The organism is Pseudomonas sp. PGPPP4, from assembly GCF_002256045.1.
Classification (GTDB): Bacteria; Pseudomonadota; Gammaproteobacteria; order Pseudomonadales; family Pseudomonadaceae; genus Chryseomonas; species Chryseomonas oryzihabitans.
The window spans coordinates 35009-54051 of record NZ_NKID01000006.1 but is presented as its reverse complement, the minus strand read 5'-3'; the positions used below and the strand labels follow the sequence as shown (position 1 = coordinate 54051).

19 protein-coding genes are annotated in these 19043 nt (G+C 67.2%); 11 read left to right on the top strand and 8 right to left on the bottom strand.

Translation table 11 applies throughout. From position 1 onward, the window contains the following. Nucleotides 1-70 precede the first annotated feature (70 nt). A complete protein-coding gene (locus CFE50_RS12585; RefSeq protein WP_286733965.1) occupies nucleotides 71-1345 on the bottom strand; it encodes a methyl-accepting chemotaxis protein in 1275 nt (424 codons plus the stop codon). 159 nt (nucleotides 1346-1504) lie between these two features. Continuing rightward, entirely contained in the window at nucleotides 1505-2335 is an 831-nt protein-coding gene (locus CFE50_RS12580; RefSeq protein ID WP_286734308.1) for a TatD family hydrolase, read from the bottom strand. Nucleotides 2336-2423: 88 nt separating this feature from the next. Here CFE50_RS12580 and CFE50_RS12575 point away from each other — a divergent pair, with 88 nt between their 5' ends. Both CFE50_RS12575 and CFE50_RS12570 read left to right on the top strand, forming a co-directional pair. Next, a complete protein-coding gene (locus CFE50_RS12575) occupies nucleotides 2424-3854 on the top strand; it encodes an MltF family protein (RefSeq protein ID WP_286733962.1) in 1431 nt (476 codons plus the stop codon). Between the two features lie 153 nt (nucleotides 3855-4007). Beyond that, nucleotides 4008-4313: a hypothetical protein gene (locus CFE50_RS12570; protein WP_027599007.1), complete on the top strand. Its 306-nt coding sequence runs from the start codon at nucleotides 4008-4010 to the stop codon at nucleotides 4311-4313. A 3-nt stretch (nucleotides 4314-4316) separates the two neighbouring features. Here CFE50_RS12570 and greB read toward each other — a convergent pair whose 3' ends face one another. Genes greB through CFE50_RS12555 form a run of 3 tightly spaced genes read right to left on the bottom strand, consistent with a single transcriptional unit; the run spans nucleotide 4317 to nucleotide 8005 of the window. Further along, nucleotides 4317-4820: a transcription elongation factor GreB gene (gene greB / locus CFE50_RS12565; protein WP_144959764.1), complete on the bottom strand. Its 504-nt coding sequence runs from the start codon at nucleotides 4818-4820 to the stop codon at nucleotides 4317-4319. A gap of 3 nt (nucleotides 4821-4823) precedes the next feature. Further along, nucleotides 4824-7334, bottom strand: a complete 2511-nt coding sequence (locus CFE50_RS12560) for an ABC transporter permease (protein WP_286733958.1) — start codon at nucleotides 7332-7334, stop codon at nucleotides 4824-4826. After that, nucleotides 7331-8005: an ABC transporter ATP-binding protein gene (locus tag CFE50_RS12555; RefSeq protein ID WP_286733955.1), complete on the bottom strand. Its 675-nt coding sequence runs from the start codon at nucleotides 8003-8005 to the stop codon at nucleotides 7331-7333. Before CFE50_RS12555 ends, CFE50_RS12560 begins: the two co-directional genes overlap by 4 nt. Nucleotides 8006-8153: 148 nt before the next feature. On the opposite strand from CFE50_RS12555, the gene CFE50_RS12550 reads away from it, so the two are divergent. From CFE50_RS12550 to CFE50_RS12540, 3 genes are all read left to right on the top strand, one after another. Beyond that, the gene (locus tag CFE50_RS12550; RefSeq protein ID WP_278442500.1) at nucleotides 8154-8708 is read left to right on the top strand and encodes an arylesterase; all 555 of its coding nucleotides are present in this window, start codon (nucleotides 8154-8156) and stop codon (nucleotides 8706-8708) included. Between the two features lie 98 nt (nucleotides 8709-8806). After that, complete coding sequence (locus tag CFE50_RS12545; RefSeq protein WP_027601578.1) at nucleotides 8807-9088, top strand: hypothetical protein; 282 nt, start codon at nucleotides 8807-8809, stop codon at nucleotides 9086-9088. Between the two features lie 216 nt (nucleotides 9089-9304). Beyond that, nucleotides 9305-10282, top strand: a complete 978-nt coding sequence (locus CFE50_RS12540) for a L,D-transpeptidase family protein (protein ID WP_007160561.1) — start codon at nucleotides 9305-9307, stop codon at nucleotides 10280-10282. 122 nt (nucleotides 10283-10404) lie between these two features. Here the strand turns inward: CFE50_RS12540 and CFE50_RS12535 are convergent, their stop codons facing one another. Continuing rightward, complete coding sequence (locus CFE50_RS12535) at nucleotides 10405-10656, bottom strand: Lpp/OprI family alanine-zipper lipoprotein (RefSeq protein ID WP_007160560.1); 252 nt, start codon at nucleotides 10654-10656, stop codon at nucleotides 10405-10407. A gap of 446 nt (nucleotides 10657-11102) precedes the next feature. Between CFE50_RS12535 and CFE50_RS12530 the strand changes: the two genes are divergently transcribed. After that, complete coding sequence (locus tag CFE50_RS12530; RefSeq protein WP_007160559.1) at nucleotides 11103-11384, top strand: GNAT family N-acetyltransferase; 282 nt, start codon at nucleotides 11103-11105, stop codon at nucleotides 11382-11384. A gap of 196 nt (nucleotides 11385-11580) precedes the next feature. On the opposite strand, the gene CFE50_RS12525 is transcribed toward CFE50_RS12530, so the two are convergent. Next, nucleotides 11581-12660 carry a 3-deoxy-7-phosphoheptulonate synthase gene (locus CFE50_RS12525; protein WP_286733947.1) on the bottom strand — a complete coding sequence of 360 codons (1080 nt, stop codon included), beginning with the start codon at nucleotides 12658-12660 and terminating at the stop codon, nucleotides 11581-11583. A 165-nt stretch (nucleotides 12661-12825) separates the two neighbouring features. Between CFE50_RS12525 and CFE50_RS12520 the strand changes: the two genes are divergently transcribed. The 3 genes from CFE50_RS12520 (at nucleotide 12826) to cysB (ending at nucleotide 14969) form a co-directional block, all read left to right on the top strand. Then, nucleotides 12826-13152: a thioredoxin family protein gene (locus tag CFE50_RS12520; protein WP_286733945.1), complete on the top strand. Its 327-nt coding sequence runs from the start codon at nucleotides 12826-12828 to the stop codon at nucleotides 13150-13152. A gap of 108 nt (nucleotides 13153-13260) precedes the next feature. Further along, the gene (locus CFE50_RS12515) at nucleotides 13261-13743 is read left to right on the top strand and encodes a universal stress protein (RefSeq protein WP_286733943.1); all 483 of its coding nucleotides are present in this window, start codon (nucleotides 13261-13263) and stop codon (nucleotides 13741-13743) included. Nucleotides 13744-13994: 251 nt separating this feature from the next. Next, on the top strand, nucleotides 13995-14969 hold the full coding sequence (gene cysB / locus CFE50_RS12510; RefSeq protein ID WP_132831934.1) for an HTH-type transcriptional regulator CysB: 975 nt from the start codon (nucleotides 13995-13997) through the stop codon (nucleotides 14967-14969). 312 nt (nucleotides 14970-15281) lie between these two features. On the opposite strand, the gene CFE50_RS12505 is transcribed toward cysB, so the two are convergent. Further along, nucleotides 15282-16205, bottom strand: a complete 924-nt coding sequence (locus CFE50_RS12505; protein WP_286733939.1) for a LysR family transcriptional regulator — start codon at nucleotides 16203-16205, stop codon at nucleotides 15282-15284. A gap of 102 nt (nucleotides 16206-16307) precedes the next feature. On the opposite strand from CFE50_RS12505, the gene araD1 reads away from it, so the two are divergent. Then, nucleotides 16308-17303: an AraD1 family protein gene (araD1, locus tag CFE50_RS12500; RefSeq protein ID WP_286733937.1), complete on the top strand. Its 996-nt coding sequence runs from the start codon at nucleotides 16308-16310 to the stop codon at nucleotides 17301-17303. 152 nt (nucleotides 17304-17455) lie between these two features. Continuing rightward, a complete protein-coding gene (locus CFE50_RS12495; protein WP_286733935.1) occupies nucleotides 17456-19033 on the top strand; it encodes an aldehyde dehydrogenase (NADP(+)) in 1578 nt (525 codons plus the stop codon). Nucleotides 19034-19043 lie beyond the last annotated feature (10 nt).

Here is a 19043-nt window from a genome sequence, read left to right as displayed (position 1 = left end):
TTCTCCGAAAAACGTGCGGGCATCTTGCCGCCTGTCGGGCAACCGCGCGAATGCGCTCTCGCTATGGAGGCTATAGGCGCAACTGGCGAATCGCCTGATTCAGGGTTCCTGCGAGGGCGGCCAGTTCGGTGCTGGTGCTGGCCGACTCCTGCGTCAGCAGCATGGTCCTTTCCGTGACATCGCGGATGCCTACAACCGACCTGCTCATCTCTTCCGCCACCTGGGCCTGCTGTTCGGCGGCCACGGCGATCTGGGTGTTGCTGTCGCGCATCAGGGTCACGGCGGCGGTGATGTCGGCCAGGGCCTGCCCGGCAGCGCCGGCCTGGACCACGCAGTCATCGGCCTTGAGCGAGCTCTCACGCATGAACTCCACGGCATCGCGGGTGCCGGCCTGGAGGCCGTCGACCATGCGGGTGATCTCGTCGGTGGAACCCTGCACCCGCTTGGCCAGGTTGCGCACCTCGTCGGCCACCACGGCGAAACCACGGCCGGCCTCACCGGCGCGGGCCGCCTCGATGGCGGCGTTGAGCGCCAGCAGGTTGGTCTGCTCGGCGATACCGTGGATGACGTTGACCACGCTGGTGATGCGCTCGCTGTTCTCGGCCAGCTCCTGGATCATCACCGCGGTCTGCTGCACGCCCTGGGAAAGATCGGCGATGGAATGGCTGACGCGCTCCACGGCCTGCTGGCCGGCGCCGGCCAGGCGGTCGGCTTCCTGGGACTGGTCACGGGTGCCGGCGGCGTGCTGGGCGATCTGCTGCACGGTGGCGCTCATCTCGTTGATGGCGGTGGCCGCCTGGTCGGTCTCGTGCTGCTGATCCTGCATGCCGCCCCGCACGCCCTGCATGCCGCTGGCCAGGCGCCCGGCGCCTTCGTCCAGGCGCGAGGCGCTGGCGGCCACGGTACCGACCACGCGGGTGTAGCTGTCCTGCATGGCATTGAAGGCCTGGGTCATCTGCCCGACTTCGTCGCGCCCACGCACCTCGACCCGGGCGGTGAGGTCGCCGTCGCGCTCCACCCGCAGCATGGTGTCCTTGAGGCGTTGCAGATTGCCGAGGATGAAGCGGATCAGCAGCTGTGAGGCCACCAGCAGCACCAGCATCAGCACGCCCACGGCCAGGGCGTATTCCGGCGCCCGGGCCAGGAAGATGTCGGTAAAGGTCGGGGCGCTCAGGCTGGCAGCCGCCTCACCCACGACGGCCTTGGCCGCCTTGAGCTGTTCGGCGCGACCAGAGACCTCCAGTTGCATGGCGAACAGCACCAGCAGGAGGCTGGTGACGAAGGCGACGGCGTTGACCGCCCAGAATTTGTACTTGAGGGAAACATCGCGCAGCCAGGCAAACATAGGGGGCATCCAGTCGGCGGGGCCGCACAGCCTGGCAGGCCGGCGCGACCCGGATCTTGACTGGCGTCAATGTCCTGCAGGAAGACCTCTGACGCCGTGGAATAAGCCCAAAGGTTAACGGCTCGCACGGGTCTGACTTTAGCGAAACGGCACCCGCGCCTAGTCGAATTCCTCGATCCGCTCTGGCATGGCGATCTCCGGCAGCCCAAAGAAGGCACGGGCAGTGGCGGTGGTGTGCAGGGCGGTCTGTTCGGGCGTTTCGTTGCGCAGGCGCGCCACGGTGCGCAGGATCTCCGGCAGGAAGGCCGGCTCGTTGTGGCCATGACGCGGCTTGGGTCTGAGGGTGCGCGGCAGCAGGTAGGGGGCATCGGTTTCCAGCATCAGCCGACCGACCGGGATCTGCCCGACCAACTCGTGCAGGTGCAGGCCGCGGCGCTCGTCGCAGATCCAGCCGGTGATGCCCAGGTGCAGGTCGAGATCCAGGTAGCCGTAGAGCGCCTTGCGCTCGCCGGTGAAGCAGTGCACCACGGCGGCCGGCAGATGGTCGCGATAGTCGCGCAGGATCGCCAGCATGCGCTCGCTGGCGTCGCGCTCGTGGAGAAACACCGGGCGGCGCAATTCGGCGGCCAGGGCCAGTTGTTCCTCGAAGCAGCGCTCCTGCTGCGGCCGCGGGGTGAAGTCGCGATTGAAGTCCAGGCCACATTCGCCCAGGGCCCGTACCTTGGGCTGGCTGGCCAGGTCGCGCAGGGTCCTGGCGGCGGCCGCGTTCCAGGTCGAGGCTTCGTGAGGATGGACGCCCGCGGTGCTGAACAGCGCCTCGCCGGCATCCAGGCGCAGGCAGAGATTGAGGGCGTTCTCGCTGTCTTCGAGGGTGGTGCCGGTCAGCACCAGTTGCATCACACCGGCGGCCTGGGCCCGCTCGATCACCGCGTCCACCTGCTTGAGCAGACTGGGGTGGGTGAGGTTGACGCCGATGTCGATCAATTGCATGGTGCGGACCTTCCACAGATTTTGTCCTTTCATTCTATCCGTAGTCCGGGTGCTATCGGCGCTGTCCCGGCCAGGTCAGGAGTCCTGGATGCCGTTTCGATTCACCCTGGTCCTTGTTGGCTGCCTGCTCGCCTGCTCCGCCCAGGCACGGCTCGGTGCCCTGCCACCCGAAGCACCACGCCATGTCGCGGCGCGTGACCTGACCGCCATCGAGCGGGCCGGCGAGTTGCGCGTCCTGGTCAACCAGAGTCGGCACAGCTCCGGGGAATGGAACGGCCAGGCGCTCGGCATCGAGTATCGGCGCCTGCAGGCCTTTGCCCGCTACCTGCAGCACCAGCCCGGGGGCCGGCCGCTGCGCCTGGTCTTCGTGCCCAAGGCCAAGGACGATCTCCTGGCGGCGCTACAGCGCGGCGAGGGCGATCTGGTGGCGCCGGGCGAAACCCTGCTGCCGCCGCCGCATTCGGCGCTGATCGCCGCGCCGGTGGCGGCGCCCGCCAGTCTGGTGGTGGTGGGTGGGCGCGGCCAGCGCCTGCCCCGCCATCTGGAGCAACTGGCCGGGCGCCGGGTGGTGCTGCCCCAGGGCAGCGCGGCCGGTCCGGCCCTGGCCCGGCTCAATGCCCAGCTGGAGAAGCGCAGGCTGCGGCCGGTGCAGATCGAGTGGGCCGATCCGACCCTGGCGGTGGAAGACGTCCTGGAGCTGACCCAGGCCGGCATCTATCCGCTCAGCGTCGTCGAGTCCGGTCTGGCCCATCGCTGGGCGCGGGTGCTGCCGCGCCTGCGGGTGGCCGATCGGCTGGTGGTGGCCCATGACCAGGCGCAGCTCTGGTATCTGCGCGCCCCGGCGCACCAGCTCGCCGAGCGGATCCGGACCTTCGCCCGGCAACCCCAGGCGCGCGAAGACGACAGGGCCTTTCGCCAGGCCTACGCCCGCCGCTACCAGGTGCGCGATCCACTCCAGGCCCATGACCGCAAGCGCCTGGCCCAGGTGCGGCCGCTGCTGCAGCGCTACGCCAAGGCCTACGACTTCGACTGGCTGACCCTGGCCGCCATGGCCTACAAGGAATCCGGCCTCGATCCCCATGCGCGGGGAGCGGGACGCGCCGCGGGGCTGCTGCAGATCACCCCGCGGGCGGCGCGCAGCGTCGGGGTGCGCAACCTGCATTCCGCCGAGGACAACGTCAAGGCGGCCACCCGCTATCTGGCGCGCCTGCGCCGCGAATTCTTCTCCAGTCCGCGGCTCGCCGAGCGCGAGCGCCGCGCCTTTACCCTGGCGGCCTACAACCTGGGCCCGGAGCGCGTCCAGGCGCTTCGGGCCAAGGCGCGCAAGCAGGGGCTGGACGGCGATCGCTGGTTCTTCCAGGTCGAGCGCATCGCCGCCGAGGAGGTGGGTATCGGAGTGGTCAACTACGTGGCCAGCGTCAACAAGTACCGGGTGGCCTTCAGTCGCGAACGGGCCCGGCTGGAAGCGCCGGCCGTGGCGGCGGCCGGTGCCAGGGAGTCCGGCCGCGGGGACGGTTGAAGCCCGCTTGACAGGGCGGTCGAGCCCTCCCTAGGATGATCCCGCGCCGATTTAAACAGCAACTTGCGGGGCGCCCCCAAATACCGCTAAAGCGCTGGACGGAACAGGCCTCGTACTACCGCCCAGCTGGATCTACGAGGCGGAATTTCGTCCATGCTACCGCTCCCGCTACGCCTGACGCCCCTGACCCAGGGCAAACTCGCCAGTCATCCCGCCATCCTCCTCGGCGGTCCCGACCAGCCCACCCTGCTGCGTTATCTCGAAGGCTGGCCCAAGCGCTGGCCGCATAGCCGCACCCTGCAGATCCGCTTCGCCGACCGGGCCGAACAGTTGCGCGCCTTTGGCGACGACAGCTTCGACTTCGCCGTGGTGCAGTCGCCGGGCCAGGCCGGTCTCGAACCCCTGGTGCGGGAATTGACCCGGGTGGCGCGGCAGGGTGTGATCACTCGCCGCCGCTAGCCGTCACGCCTCGGGATAGGCGATCTCGACGATGTACCAGCGCTGTTCGCCGGCCGGTGTCTGCAGGCGGACCTCCGCGTCCAGCGCCTTGCCGACCAGCGCCCGCGCCAGCGGCGAGTCGATGCTGATGAGATTCTGCCGGAGGTCGAGTTCGTCCGGGCCGACGATGCGATAGCGCTTCTCGGCGCCCTCGTCGTCTTCCAGGGTGACCCAAGCGCCGAAATAGACCTTGGTCGGATCGGCCGGGCGCTCGCGGATCACCTTGAGATTCTCCAGCCGCTTGCGCAGGAAGCGCACCCGGCTGTCGATCTCACGCAGCATCTTCTTGCCGTAGATGTACTCGGCGTTTTCCGAGCGATCGCCCAGCGCGGCCGCCTCGCTCACCGCCTGGGTGACCTGAGGCCGGCGCACGTTCCACAGTTCATGGAGTTCGGCGCGCAACCGGGCTTCGCCGGCGGCGGTGATCAGGGGCGTGCCGGCGGTGCGCGGCGGACGGTAACGACTCATGGATCAGCTTTCTCTCAGGATCAGTAACGGACTGGCGGTGAGGGCCCGCCGCGTGCCCAGCAGGCCCGCCGCGCCGACCAGCAGGGCGCCCAGCACCGGCAACAGCAGCAGCCAGGGATGGGGTTGCCAGTCCAGGTCGAAGGCCAGCCGGTAGAGCAGGGCGCTGACGATCTCGCAACCGAGCGCCGCGAGCAAGCCACTGGCGCCGCCGAGCAGGATGAATTCGGTGCGCCGCGCCCGTTGCAGCAACTCGCGCCGGGCACCCAGGGCGCGCAGCAGGGCGCCCTGGCGGATGCGTTCGTCGAGGGTCGCCTGCAGGCCGGCCAGCAGCACGGCGATGCCGGCGGCCAGCACGAACAGCAGCACGAACTCCACCGCCACGCTGACCTGGCGCAGGATGCTGCGCAGCTGATCGAGCAGGGCGTCGATGGGCAACAGGGTCACCGCCGGGAATTGCCGGGCCAGGGCCAGCAATTCGCGGTCGTGCCCGGGCGGCAGGTAGAAGCTGCCCAGGTAGGTGAAGGGCACGTCCTGCAGGGCACCGGGGGCGAAGATCACGAAGAAGTTCGGCTGGAAGTTGTCCCAGCCGACCTGCCGCAGGCTGGTGACTCGCGCCTCGATCTGGCGATCGCCGATGACGAAGCCCAGGGTGTCGCCCAGGCTGACGCCGAGGCTGCGCGCCAACTCGCCTTCCAGGGACACCCCGGGCAGGTCGCCGGCGGGCAGCGCGTCCCACCACTGACCGGCTTCCAGGCGATTGCCGTCCGGCAACCCAGCCGACCAGGTCAGGTTGAGATCGCGCCGGGTGGCGCGGCCACCGCGGGAGTCGTCTTCCAGGCCTTCCTGGGCCGGATGCCCCTTCACGCTGACCAGGCGGCCCTGCACGATGGGATAGAGCGGACTGGCGTGGGGCGAGAGACCGGCCACCGCCGCGGCGAAGGCCTGGCGCTCGTCCGGCAGCACATTGAGGGCGAAGTGGTTGGGCGCCTCGGCCGGCAGTTGCGCCTGCCAGCGTTCCAGCAGCTCGCCCCGCAGCAGCACCACCAGACTCATGGCCAGCAGGATCAGGCCGAAGGCCAGGGTCTGGCCCACCGCCGCCAGGGGATGCCGGAGCAGCTGACCCAGACCCAGCCGCCAGGCCAGGGGCGCACCCTGCATGGCCCGGCGCAGGCCACGCAGGGCCAGGTAGAGCAGACTGCCGAACAGCAGCCCGGCGACCAGGCCACCCACCAGCAGCGCCAGGGTCAGGCGCAGATCCAGCGACAGGCGCCACATGATCAGCCCCAGGGCGAGCAGGGCGCAGCCATAGACCAGCCAGGTGCGCAGGGGGACGGGCTGCAGATCGCTGCGCAACACCCGCAGCGGCGGGACCCGCCCCAGGGCGGCCAGCGGCGGCAGGGCGAAGCCGACCAGGGCGACCAGGCCGGTGCCCATGCCCGCCAGCGCCGGGCCGATCCCGACCGCCGGCAGGCGCGCCGGCAGGAGGCCATGCAGCAGCTCGAACAGCACCAGCTGCGCCAGCCAGCCGAGCAGGGCGCCGAGCAGACTCGCCGCCAGCCCCAGCAACCCCAGTTGCAGGCCGTAGAGCAGCAGGGCATCGCGGCGGGTCAGACCCAGGCAGCGCAGCAGGGCGCTGGCATCGAAGCGCCGCGTGGCGAAGCGATTGGCCGACAGCGCTACGGCCACGCCGGCCAGCACCACCGCCACCAGGCTGGCCAGCCCCAGATAGCGCTGGGCACGCTCGAGGGCATTGCCCAGCTGGCGATTGCCATCGCCCGGGCCTTCGAAGCGCTGGTTGGCGGCCAGGGCCGGGGTCAGCGCCTGGCGATAGGCGGCCAGGGCCTGGGGTTCGCCGCGCCAGAGCTCGCGATAGCGTACCCGGCTGCCGGGCTGGATGACGCCGGTGGCGGCCACGTCGTCGAGATTGATCAGCACCCGCGGCGTCAGGCTGTAGAAGTCACCCGCCCGATCCGGTTCGTAGGTGAGCACCCGGGTGATGGTGAGGGCCTTGCGCCCGATGTCCAGGCGATCACCGACCTTGGCGTCCAGGGCCAGCAGCAGGCGCGGCTCGACCCAGGCCTCCCCGGGCGCCGGCGCGCCGCCCGGCTGGTCGGGCGCGTCCGGCGCCGCCGCGCTGCGCACCTCGCCGCGCAGGGGAAAGTTGGCCTGGACCGCCTTGACGCTGGCCAGCTGCAGGGCCTCGGCACCCGCTGCCATGGTGCTGAAATTGAGCGAGCGGCTGTGTTCGAGGCCCCGCTGCAGGCCGGCGTCCACCTGTTCCGGGCGTGGCGGTTCGCTGCCCAGCAGCACCAGGTCGGCGGCGAGGAATTCGCTGGCGCGATTTTCCATGCCTGCGCCCAGGCGGGCGGTGAAGTAGCCGATGGCGACGCTGGCGGCGACGGCCACCACCAGCGCCAGGCAGAGCATGCGGATCTCGCCGGCGCGGAGCTCTCTCAGACTCTGGCGCCAGGCCAGGCCGAACAACCGGGCGAAGGGCAGACCGGTACGCCTCATGCCGCGACCTGCCGGCCGCCTTCCAGGCGCAGTTGGCGGGCGCAGCGCGCGGCCAGGCGCTCGTCATGGGTCACCAGCACCAGCGTCGTGCCCTGCTCGCGATTGAGTTCGAACAGCAGATCGCTGATATGGGCACCGGTGCGGCTGTCGAGATTGCCGGTGGGTTCGTCGGCGAAGAGGATGCTGGGGCGCGGCGCGAAGGCGCGCGCCAGGGCGACCCGCTGCTGCTCGCCGCCGGAGAGCTGCCGGGGATAATGGCGCAGCCGTTCGCCCAGGCCGACCCGTTCTAGCAGGGCCACCGCCTGGTCGCGGGCCTGGCGCACGCCCTCCAGCTCCAGCGGCAGCATGACGTTTTCCAGCGCCGTGAGGCTGTCGAGCAGCTGGAAGGACTGGAACACGAAGCCCACCCGTTCCGCGCGCAGGCGGGCGCGGGCGTCTTCGTCGAGGGTATCCAGGCGCTGACCGGCAAGATGGACCTCGCCGCCGCTGGGCAGGTCGAGACCGGCCAAGAGGCCGAGCAGGGTGGACTTGCCGGAACCGGAGCTGCCGACGATGGCCAAACTGTCGCCGGCCTGCAGTTGCAGATCCAGCGCCTGGAGGATCGGCAGCGCGCCTTCCGCGCCCGTGACGACCTTGCTAAGGTCGCGTGCCAGCAGTATGACTTCGCTCATGAGGTATCCGATGCCGTATTCGAAGGGCCCGCACGCGGGCGGCTGTGGCGAGTTAGAGTCAAAAAAGCGGGCGAAGTCCAGCGCGCCTTTGCGGCAAGGCATTGCCTGGCTGCTGGCGCTGCTCTGCCTGACCCTCACGCCCCTGGCCATGGCGCGCACCCTGCTGGTGGTGGGCGACAGCATCAGCGCCGGCTACGGCCTCGCCGAAGGGCAGGGCTGGGTACGCCTGCTGGAGCGGCGCCTGCAGGACCAGCGGCTCGACTACCAGGTGGTGAATGCCTCCATCAGCGGCGACACCACCGCCGGCGGCCTGGCGCGCCTGCCCCGGTTGCTGGCTGATCATCGCCCCGACGTGGTGGCCATCGAACTGGGCGGCAACGATGGCCTGCGCGGCCAGCCGCTGGCCCAGTTCGAGCGCAACCTCACCGCCCTGGTGGAACAGGCCAAGGCCCGGGGGGCGCGCGTCCTGCTGCTGGGTATGCGCCTGCCGCCCAACTACGGACCGCGCTATACCGATGGCTTCGCCCAGGTCTACACGGACGTGGCCAAGGCCCAGCAAGTGGCCCTGGTGCCCTTTCTGCTCGAAGGGGTAGGCGGCGATCCGGCCTATATGCAGCCGGATGGCATCCACCCCCAGGCCAACGCCCAGCAACGCCTGCTGGACAACGCCTGGCCCCAGTTGCAGCCGCTGCTGCGCGACTGAACGCCGGACTTTTCCCCGACGGGGCTTTCCGCTAAGGTTGCGCGCCCCGCCGGTCCGGCCAATCGACCGCCCGGCGGAACCGCCCCTGGAGTATCCCGATGTCCCGCCTTTCCCGGTCCATGCACGGCTATCAGCTGATCCAGCCCGATGCCCAGCTCGACCTGTTCGCGTGCCGCGAGGGCCGCGTCCATATCGTCGCCCGGCAGCTGGAGCTGGGCTCGCCGACCGACCGGACGCTGTGCGGTACCCTGCTGCCGGCGCGTCCCCGCCTGCATCCGCTGAATCGCCGGGCGCTCGGCCTCAAGACCCTCTGTCCGGCCTGCATGCAGCGGCTGCAGGGCGCCAAACAGGGATTGCCGAATCCGTTACAGGTCTTTTGAGAGCCTGCCCAAAGTCTGCTGCGCGTCGGCCAAACGGTGTTGAAAATCCCTTCGGAATGCTCATTTACCCCTCGTAAACTCCGCTTCCTCAGGTCTTTTCGCCTAGTTTGGCGCTAGCTCGCGAGCCTTTGAGCAGGCCCTAGGCCCTGCCGGACGCCGATCGAGGCGTGTACAATTCGCGCCGTCACCTTTTTGCTCCTTGCAAGGATTCATCCCATGCCCGCGCGCGTTTCGACCCTGGTCGGTTCCCTCTCGCTGTTTGGTCTGTTGAGCGCGGGTACGGCGCAGGCACTGGAGTTGCCGCTGCCGCCACCCGGTGAAGACGTGGTCGGCGAGGTTCAGGTCATCAAGGCCGCCTACGAAGACACCTTTGCCGATCTTGGCCAGAAATACGATCTGGGCTACACCGAGATGGTGGCCGCCAACCCGGGCGTCGATGCCTGGCTGCCGGGCGCCGGCACCGAGATTGTGCTGCCCACGCGCTTCATCCTGCCGCCCGGCCCGCGCGAAGGCATCGTCATCAACATCGCCGAATACCGCATGTACTACTACCCCAAGGGTGGTCACACGGTGTTCACCTATCCGCTGGGCATCGGCCGCGAAGGCTGGGGTTCGCCCATCGGCGTGACCAAGGTGGTGGACAAGATCAAGGATCCGTCCTGGTATCCGCCGGAGTCGGTACGCGCCGAGCACGCCGCCGAAGGCGATCCGCTGCCCAAGGTGGTGCCGCCCGGTCCGGACAATCCCCTGGGCCCCTACAAGATCCGCCTGACCCTGCCGGGCTATCTCATCCACGGCTCGGACAAGAAATTCGGCATCGGCATGCAGGTCAGCCATGGCTGCTTCCGCATGTACAACTTCAACGTGACCGAACTGGTCGGCATGCTGCCCGTGGGCACGCCGGTGCGCATCATCGACGAGCCCTACAAGTTCGGCGTGAGCCAGGGCAAGCTCTACCTGGAAGCCCACCAGCCGGTGACCGTGAAGGGCGATCCGACCGAGATCGATCGTCAGGCCGCGGTGGTCAATGCGCTGATCAAGCGTGACGACCTGCTGCAGGCCAATAGCGCGGTGAACTGGAACACGGTGCGTGACGTCGTCCAGGGCCAGGACGGCCTGCCGGTGGAAATCGCCGACCTGCCGGCCGGGATGACGCCGGGTACGGTGGCCAAGGCGCCTGCCAAGACCCTGTGATCACGACCGGCCGAGCGCGCTCGGCCGGGCAGACAAACAAAAAGCCCGCCATCTGAGATGGCGGGCTTTTTGTTTGCTCCGGGAAAGGCGACTGTTGCCACTCGCCCTTCCAGCCGAGGCGCTTACTTGCGGCTGGCTTTTTCCAGCATACGCAGGGCGCGCTCGTTGGCTTCGTCAGCGGTCTGCTGAGCTTTCTGAGCGGCGGCCAGGGCCTCGTCAGCGTGACGGTAGGCTTCGTCAGCACGAGCCTGAGCGCGGGCAGCGGCGTCTTCGGTAGCGGTCAGGCGAGCTTCGCTTTCCTTGTTAGCGGTGCTGCAACCAGTGGCCAGAGCAGCGGCCAGAGCCAGGGCGGCGAATTTCAGAGCGTTGTTCATCGTAAACCCCTTGAGGTAGACATCCTGTTTTAAGATCAATTTCCCAGGTGGAAAATTGCGGCTACATACTACTCATTACCGGTCGTAAGTAAACTGAGCGAACCCGTTGAAGAAGGATTTTTTGCGGAAAATCCTTCTCGGCTCCCCGTGTTCGTCCCGGAATCCCTGCGCACCCGGTATCAGCAACTGCTTGGATGGCTGAAAGTCGCGAACGTTTCAAAACGTTAGAGGATGAGCGGAAGTTGTCAAGCGCCGAGCCGCGCCTGCTCCCGCGCAGGCGGCCCTGATATAGTGTGTCTTCTCGGTGCGACGGCTGGTCAGAACCTGCTTCTTCCGGAGGGGTCTGACGCGCTGTAGCTCAGTCCCGCACAGGAAGGGTGCGTTCTCGTCTTCGGGTATCATCGATAACAATGGATAAGGCGGAGCCAAACCGCCAAGGAGTAGTCATGAACGAGTCCCTGCACGTGGAACACGATGAGGCCAATCATCAATTCCACCTTTCTGTCGACGGCCAGCGCGCCTATCTCGCCTACATGGATCTGGGCAAGCAGACCATGGATTTCTATCGCACCTTCGTCCCCGATGCGCTGCGTGGGCGCGGCCTGGCAGCGCGGCTGACCGAGTACGCGCTGAACTACGCCGAGAGCCGCGGCTACAGCGTCATTCCCTCCTGCTCCTATGTGGAGCACTATCTGGAACGTCGTGGCCAGGTGACGCCGCTGGCCTGAGAGCCTGTTCTAAGTCTGCTGCGCGTCGGCCAAACGGCGTTGAAACTGGCTTCGGAATGCTCATTTACCACTCGTAAACTCCGCTTCCTCAGCCAGTTTCGCCTTGTTTGTCTCTAGCTCGCGAGACTTTGAACAGGCTCTGGTGCGGAAGAAAAAACGCCGGGCTGAGCCCGGCGTTTTCGTATCCGCTGCGGGATCAGCTGCGCGCGCGGCGCGGCAGCACATCCTTGAGCTTGCGGTGCATGTCGAGAATGCTTTTCTCGGTCATGGCCCAGTCGATGCAGGCGTCGGTCACCGAGACGCCATACTCCAGCTGCGACAGATCCGCCGGAATCGGCTGGTTGCCAAAGCCCAGGTGGCTTTCCACCATCAGGCCGACGATGGAGTTGTTGCCCTCGACGATCTGGTTGGCGACGTTGTCCATCACCAGCGGCTGCAGGGCGGCGTCCTTGTTGGAGTTGGCGTGGCTGCAGTCGACCATGATGTTCGGCTTGACCTTGGCCTTGACCAGCGCCTGCTCGCACAGGGTGACGCTGACCGAATCGTAGTTGGGCTTGCCGTTGCCACCGCGCAGCACCACATGGCCATAGGCGTTGCCCTTGGTCATGACCACGGATACCTGGCCGCGCTGGTCGATACCCAGGAAGCGGTGCGGGCTGGACACCGACTGCAGGGCGTTGATGGCCACGGTCAGGCTGCCGTCGGTGCCGTTCTTGAAGCCGACCGCGGAGGAGAGGCCCGAGGCCATTTCCCGGTGGGTCTGGGATTCGGTGGTGCGGGCACCGATCGCCGACCAGCTGATCAGGTCCTGCAGGTATTGGGGGGAGATGGGGTCCAGCGCCTCGGTGGCGGTGGGCAGGCCCTTTTCCGCCAGGTCCAGCAGCAGCTGGCGACCGATGTGCAGGCCGTCCTGGATCTTGAAGGAGTCGTCCAGGTAGGGATCGTTGATCAGGCCCTTCCAGCCCACGGTGGTGCGGGGCTTCTCGAAGTAGACGCGCATGACCAGATAGAGGCTGTCGCTGACCTTGGCGGCCAGGGCCTTGAGGCGCTCGGCGTATTCGTGGGCGGCCTTGATGTCATGGATGGAGCAGGGGCCGATCACCACGAACAGGCGGTGGTCCTTGCCGTCGAGGATGTCGCGGATGACCTGGCGGCCCTGGGCGACGGTGTCGGCGGCGAGATCGCTCAGCGGGATCTCCTGCTTGAGCTGCTCGGGGGTGATGAGCGGCTCGTTGGCTTCGATGTTGAGGTCGTTAAGGCGGGGCTGTGCGGCCATGGTGCTACTCGTCGGTCACGGCGCTGCGACAGGTCAGGGCCCGTGCAGGCAAAATACGATGGAGAGGGTGGGGCACCTTAACGCTTGTCCCGCCCGCTCACAATGGCTACGACGCTATCGACGCGCCCGAAGGCGTGCTTTGGCGATGATCGCGACGAGGAAAGCATGGAATTGGACGATGGGACGGCCGATGCCGTCCTGCTGGCGGCGCCGGGGCGCTCCCTGCTGATCTTTACCAGCGCCGGTTGCGCCTCCTGCCGCCTGGCGCGCCAGGTGCTGCCGACGGCGGCGCTGCCGGTCGAGCGGCTGTACTGGGTGGATGCCGAGCGCAGTGGCGGTCTGGTGCAGCGCTATGGGGTCTTTCATCTGCCGGCACTGTTCCTGATCGGGGATGGCGACTTCTTCGGCCCGGTGCAGGCGCCCCTGCGCGAGCCGGCCCTGGTGGCGGCGATCCAGGCCGCGGCGGCCCGGAAGCCCGAGGAAATACCCTGAAAGGCCTCTAACGCGCGCTTCGCAGCGCAAATGGCTTTCCCCTGCTACGCTGGAAAGGGCTATCCCGCATTGCACCGGTCAGGTCGCCTGATCTGGCCAGGAGGAATCGTGATCCGCTCGCTGCTCTATGCCACGGACCTAGGCCTGTGTTCGTCCTATGTCTTTCAGCATGCCTTGAATCTCGCCCGCATCCATCAGGCCCGGCTGTATGTCGTCCATGTGGTGGAGCCACTCGGCCTGCTGGCGTCTACCCTGTTGCAGCAGCATCTGGACGGTGAGTCTCTGGGCCGCCTGCGCAAGGGCGGTCTGGATTTGGTGCTGGAGACCATCGAGCAGCAGGTGTTCGAGTCGCTGCGCGAGGACCTGTTGGAAACCCCGGCGACCGTGGGCTTGGTGCGTGCCGTGCGGGTGGTGCAGGGCGATCCACCGGCCGCCATTCTCAAGCAGGCCCAGGAGTTAGCCGCGGATCTGCTGGTGATCGGCAGTCGCAGCCAGGGCGACGCCCAGGTCGCCCCGCTGGGACGTACCGCCAGCCGTCTGCTGCAGACCGCACGCATCCCGGTGTACCTGGTGCCGCTGCGGCAGGGCTGATCCGTAAGCGTCAGCCTTACTTCTCCGCGACTTAATTCGATTTCGGTCTAGAAAAACCTTAAGGCCTGCTTTACTGTTATATGCTTGCGCATGGGGTCAGAAGGCCTGTCTGAAAATCGCCGAGCGAAGATCAGGCAAGGCAAAAATCCGTGAGGAAGCGGAGTTTACGAAGGGTAAATGAGCATTCCGAACGGATTTTTAACGCAGTATGACCGAGCGCAGGCACTTGTCAGACAAGCCTAGGAGCCGGCATGAAACTGCAACAGTTGCGCTACATCTGGGAAGTCGCCCACCACGATCTGAACGTTTCCGCCACCGCCCAGAGCCTCTATACCTCGCAGCCTGGCATCAGCAAGCAGATCCGCCTGCTCGAGGACGAATTGGGGGTCGAGGTTTTTGCCCGCAGCGGCAAGCACCTGACCCGGGTGACCCCGGCCGGCGAACGCATCATCCAGACCGCCGGCGAGATCCTGCGCAAGTGCGAGAGCATCAAGCAGATCGCCCAGGAATTCTCCAACGAGCGCAAGGGCACCCTGTCCATCGCCACCACCCACACCCAGGCGCGCTATGCGCTGCCGGACGTGATCAGCGAATTCATCAAGCAGTATCCGGACGTGGCCCTGCACATGCACCAGGGCTCGCCGACCCAGATCGCCGAGATGGCCGCCGACGGCACCGTCGACTTCGCCATCGCCACCGAGGGTCTGGAACGCTTCAACGATCTGGTGATGATGCCCTGCTATCGCTGGAACCGCTGTGTCATCGTGCCCCAGGGTCACCCCCTGGCCAAGGTGGAACACCTGACCCTGGAACATCTGGCGGAACAGCCGCTGGTGACCTACGTCTTCGGCTTCACCGGCCGCTCCAAGCTCGACGAGGCCTTTGCCCGCCAGGGTCTTGAGCCCAACGTGGTGCTGACCGCGGCGGACGCCGACGTTATCAAGACCTATGTCCGCCTCGGCCTGGGCGTGGGCATCGTCGCCGACATGGCGGTGGATCACAAAGCCGATGCCGACCTGGTCTGCCTGGACGCCAGCCACCTCTTCGAAGCCAGCGTGACCAAGATCGGCCTGCGCCGCGGCACCTTTCTGCGCGGCTTCATGTGCGACTTCATCGGCCGCTTCGCCCCGCACCTGACCCGCGAGGTGTTGACCGAGGCCATGCAGACGCCCTCGCGGCAGGAGCTGGAGACCCTGTTCCACGGGGTGACGCTGCCGACGTATTGAGTTTGATTTTTGATGGTTTATCGCGGCCATGGGCCGCTCCTACAAAAGCATCACGCCCTGTAGGAGCGGCCGCATCGGCGGACCGCCATGGCCGCGATGCATTTCGGGCCGCAGTAGCACGTAGCGTGGAAAACGGCGTAGCCTTTTCCACTGGAGACTGCGCTGAAGGGGACACCCTCACCCCAACCCTCTCCCGAGGGGAGAGGGGGCTATCCGAGCAGGCGTTCAGTCACGTCAGCCTCGGCGAAATCGCAACAAGCCGTCGTATAGGAGCGGCCGCATCGGCGGACCGCCATGGCCGCGATAGAGGTTTCACTCCGCCAACCGCCACTGCTCCAGCAGCAGCTGCGCGGCCGCCGACAGCCCCGCGCCCTGGCGGACCAGGATCGAATAGGGTTCGTTGCGGGTGCGCTGGACCACCGGCAGACGGCGCAGCAGGCCGTGTCTTTCGCCGAACTGGGCGATGTCGCTGGGCAGCATGGCCACCTGGTTGGCGTCTTCCTGCAGTAGGCCGAGCAGGGTGAAGGTCGAGGAGGTTTCCACCGGATAGCGGGGAAACTCCAGCTCCGCCGCGCGAAATTCCCGTTCCAGGGTCAGGCGCATGGGCAGGTTGGCCGGATAGACGATCCAGCGACTGTCGACCAGCTCGGTCAGGCCCAGCGTCTCGGACTCCGCCAGCGGATGGCGGGGATGGCAGACGATCTCCAGCCGCTCTTCGCGGACCTCCAGACAGTCATAGGCATCCGGCCGGCGGCTGACGCTGCTGCGGCAGATGGCCAGCTCGATGCGACCGGCGTCGAGCAGGTCGAGCAGGCGCACGCTGGTGTCCTCGATGATCTCGATCCCCAGCTGGGGCTGCGCCGCGCCCAGGCGCGACACCGCGGCGATCAGCCGGGGCACGGCGCCCATGATCACCCCCACCGCCAGCCGACCGCCTTCGCCCTGGAGAATGCCGAGCATCTCTTCGCGCAGATGGGCAAGGTCGCTCTCGATCAGGCGCGCATAGCGGATCACACAGCGGCCCAGGTCATTGGGCTGCAGGCCCTGGTGGGTGCGCAGGAAGAGGGTGGCGCCCAGGGTGCTCTCGATCTCGTGCAGGGCCTTGGTGGCGCCGGGCTGAGAGATGGCGATGCGCTCGGCCGCCTTGTGCAGCGAGCCTTCCTCGTCGAGGGCGATCAGCAGGCGCAGTTGCCGCAGGCGCAGACGGGAGGCGATGGAGCCCAGGGATGGCAGCATGGGAATAACCGTTGGTTATCGCGGGATAGGGAGCTCTCATTAGGCAGGCCCTGTAGCGCCGAGTAAAGTCTCCTGCAGGCGATAACCAACAAGGAGAATGCCATGCACCTGATTCAGTTCGAAGACCAACAGGGCCAGCGCCGCGTCGGCGTGGTCGAGCGCGGTGAAGTCCAGCAGGTCCGCGGCGCGACCAGCACCCGGACCCTGGCGCTGCAGGCCATTCGCGCCGGCGTTTCCCTGGAATCTCAGGTGCAGACCCTGGGCCTGGAGCCCGGACCGGCCTATGCCGAGCTGCTCGATGCCGGTCGCCTGCTGCCGCCGCTGGACCATGAGGATCCGGCCCACTGCCTGGTCACCGGGACCGGTCTGACCCACCTGGGCAGCGCCGCCACCCGCGACAAGATGCACCAGCAGAACAGCCAGGAGGAGGCCAAGCTGACCGACTCCATGCGCATATTCAAATGGGGCGTGGAGGGCGGTCGGCCCGCAGCGGGCACCGCCGGTGCCCAGCCGGAATGGTTCTACAAGGGCGACGGCGGCATTCTGGTGCGTCCGGGGGCCGACATCCCGCTGCCGGAATTCGCCGAGGACGCCGGGGAAGAGCCGGAGCTGACCGGTCTCTATGTGATCGGTGACGACGGCAAGCCCTACCGCCTGGGTTATGCGGTGGGCAACGAATTCTCCGACCACGTGATGGAACGCAAGAACTATCTCTACCTGGCCCATTCCAAACTACGCTACTGCAGCTTCGGTCCGGCCTTGCGCACCGGTGAGCTGCCGCGTCATCTGGCGGGCACCAGCCGGATCCGTCGCGGCGAGCAGGTGGTCTGGGAGAAGGAATTCCTCTCGGGCGAGGACAACATGTGCCACAGCCTGGAGAACCTCGAGTATCACCACTTCAAGTATGCCCAGTTCCTGCGGCCGGGCGATGTCCATGTACATTTCTTCGGCACGGCGACCCTGTCCTTCGCCGATGGGGTGCGGGTCGAGCCGGGCGACAGATTCGAGATCGCGGTGCCGGAATTCGGCGAGCCGCTGAGCAATGGCGTCAAGGCCGGCACGGCAGCTTTCCAGCCCGGGCAAGTCCGTCAGCTCTGATGGTTGTATGATGACTGCTGACTATGCGAATGCTAGAGTGGGTATCGCACAGGCTGGCCCGGCCGCTCGGACACCGAGCGTGCCACCCTTTCGAAGACCTCCCCGTAGCGGGTGGTCTTCCCTGAACCCCTAGGTATAAGGAGTCGAGAACAATGCAGATCCAAGGCAAGAACTACATCGGTGGCGCTCGTAGCGGCGAGGGCGAGGTGCGGGTCTACAGCATCGACGCCACGACCGGCGAGAAGCTGCCCTACGAATTCTTCCAGGCGTCCACGGCCGAGGTCGATGCCGCCGCCCGCGCTGCCGAGCAGGCCGCGCCCCTGTACCGCAAGTTGAGCGCCGAAAAGCGCGCGACCTTCCTCGACGCCATCGCCGACGAACTGGATGCCCTGGGCGACGACTTCGTCCAGCTGGTCTGCCAGGAAACCGCGCTGCCGGCTGGCCGCATCCAGGGTGAGCGCGGCCGTACCAGCGGCCAGATGCGCCTGTTCGCCAAGGTGCTGCGCCGGGGCGACTTCCACGGTGCGCGCATCGATACCGCGCTGCCCGAGCGCAAGCCGCTGCCGCGTCCTGACCTGCGCCAGTACCGCATCGGCCTGGGTCCGGTGGCCGTATTCGGCGCCAGCAACTTCCCGCTGGCCTTCTCCACCGCCGGTGGCGACACCGCCGCGGCCCTGGCCGCCGGCTGCCCGGTGGTGTTCAAGGCCCACAGCGGCCACATGGTCACCGCCGAATACGTGGCCGACGCCATCATTCGCGCCGCCGAGAAGACCGGCATGCCCAAGGGCGTGTTCAACATGATCTATGGCGGTGGCGTGGGCGAGCAGCTGGTCAAGCACCCGGCCATCCAGGCAGTGGGCTTTACCGGCTCCCTGCGCGGCGGTCGCGCCCTGTGCGACATGGCCGCGGCCCGTCCGCAGCCGATCCCGGTGTTCGCCGAGATGTCCAGCATCAACCCGGTGGTGGTCCTGCCCGAGGCGCTCAAGGCCCGTGGCGACGCCATCACCGGCGAACTCGCGGCTTCCGTGGTCCTGGGTTGCGGTCAGTTCTGCACCAATCCGGGTCTGGTCATCGGCCTGCGTTCGCCCGAATTCAGCAGCTTCCTCGAGCGCCTGGCCGGGGCCATGAACGAGCAGGCGACCCAGACCATGCTAAATCCGGGCACCCTGAAGAGCTACGAGAAGGGCGTCGCGGCGCTGCTGGCCCATTCCGGCGTGCAACACCTGGCCGGTGCCAGCCAGGAAGGCAACCAGGCGCGTCCGCAGCTGTTCAAGGCCGATGTGAGCCTGTTGCTGGAAAACGACGAGCTGCTGCAGGAAGAAGTCTTCGGCCCCACCACCGTGGTGGTCGAGGTGGCCGACGAAGCCCAGCTGCAGCAGGCGCTGCAAGGCCTGCACGGCCAGCTGACCGCCACCCTGCTGGCCGAGCCGGCGGACCTGCAACGCTTCGAAGCCATCATCGGCCTGCTGGAGCAGAAGGCCGGGCGCCTGTTGCTCAACGGCTATCCCACCGGTGTGGAAGTCTGTGACGCCATGGTCCACGGCGGTCCCTATCCGGCGACCTCCGATGCCCGCGGCACCTCGGTCGGCACCCTGGCCATCGACCGCTTCCTGCGCCCGGTGTGCTACCAGAACTACCCGGACGCCTTCCTCCCGGAAGCCCTGCAGAACGCCAACCCGCTGGGCATCCAGCGCCTGGTGAACGGCGAGAACACCAAGGCCGCGATCTGATAGCGCTGCT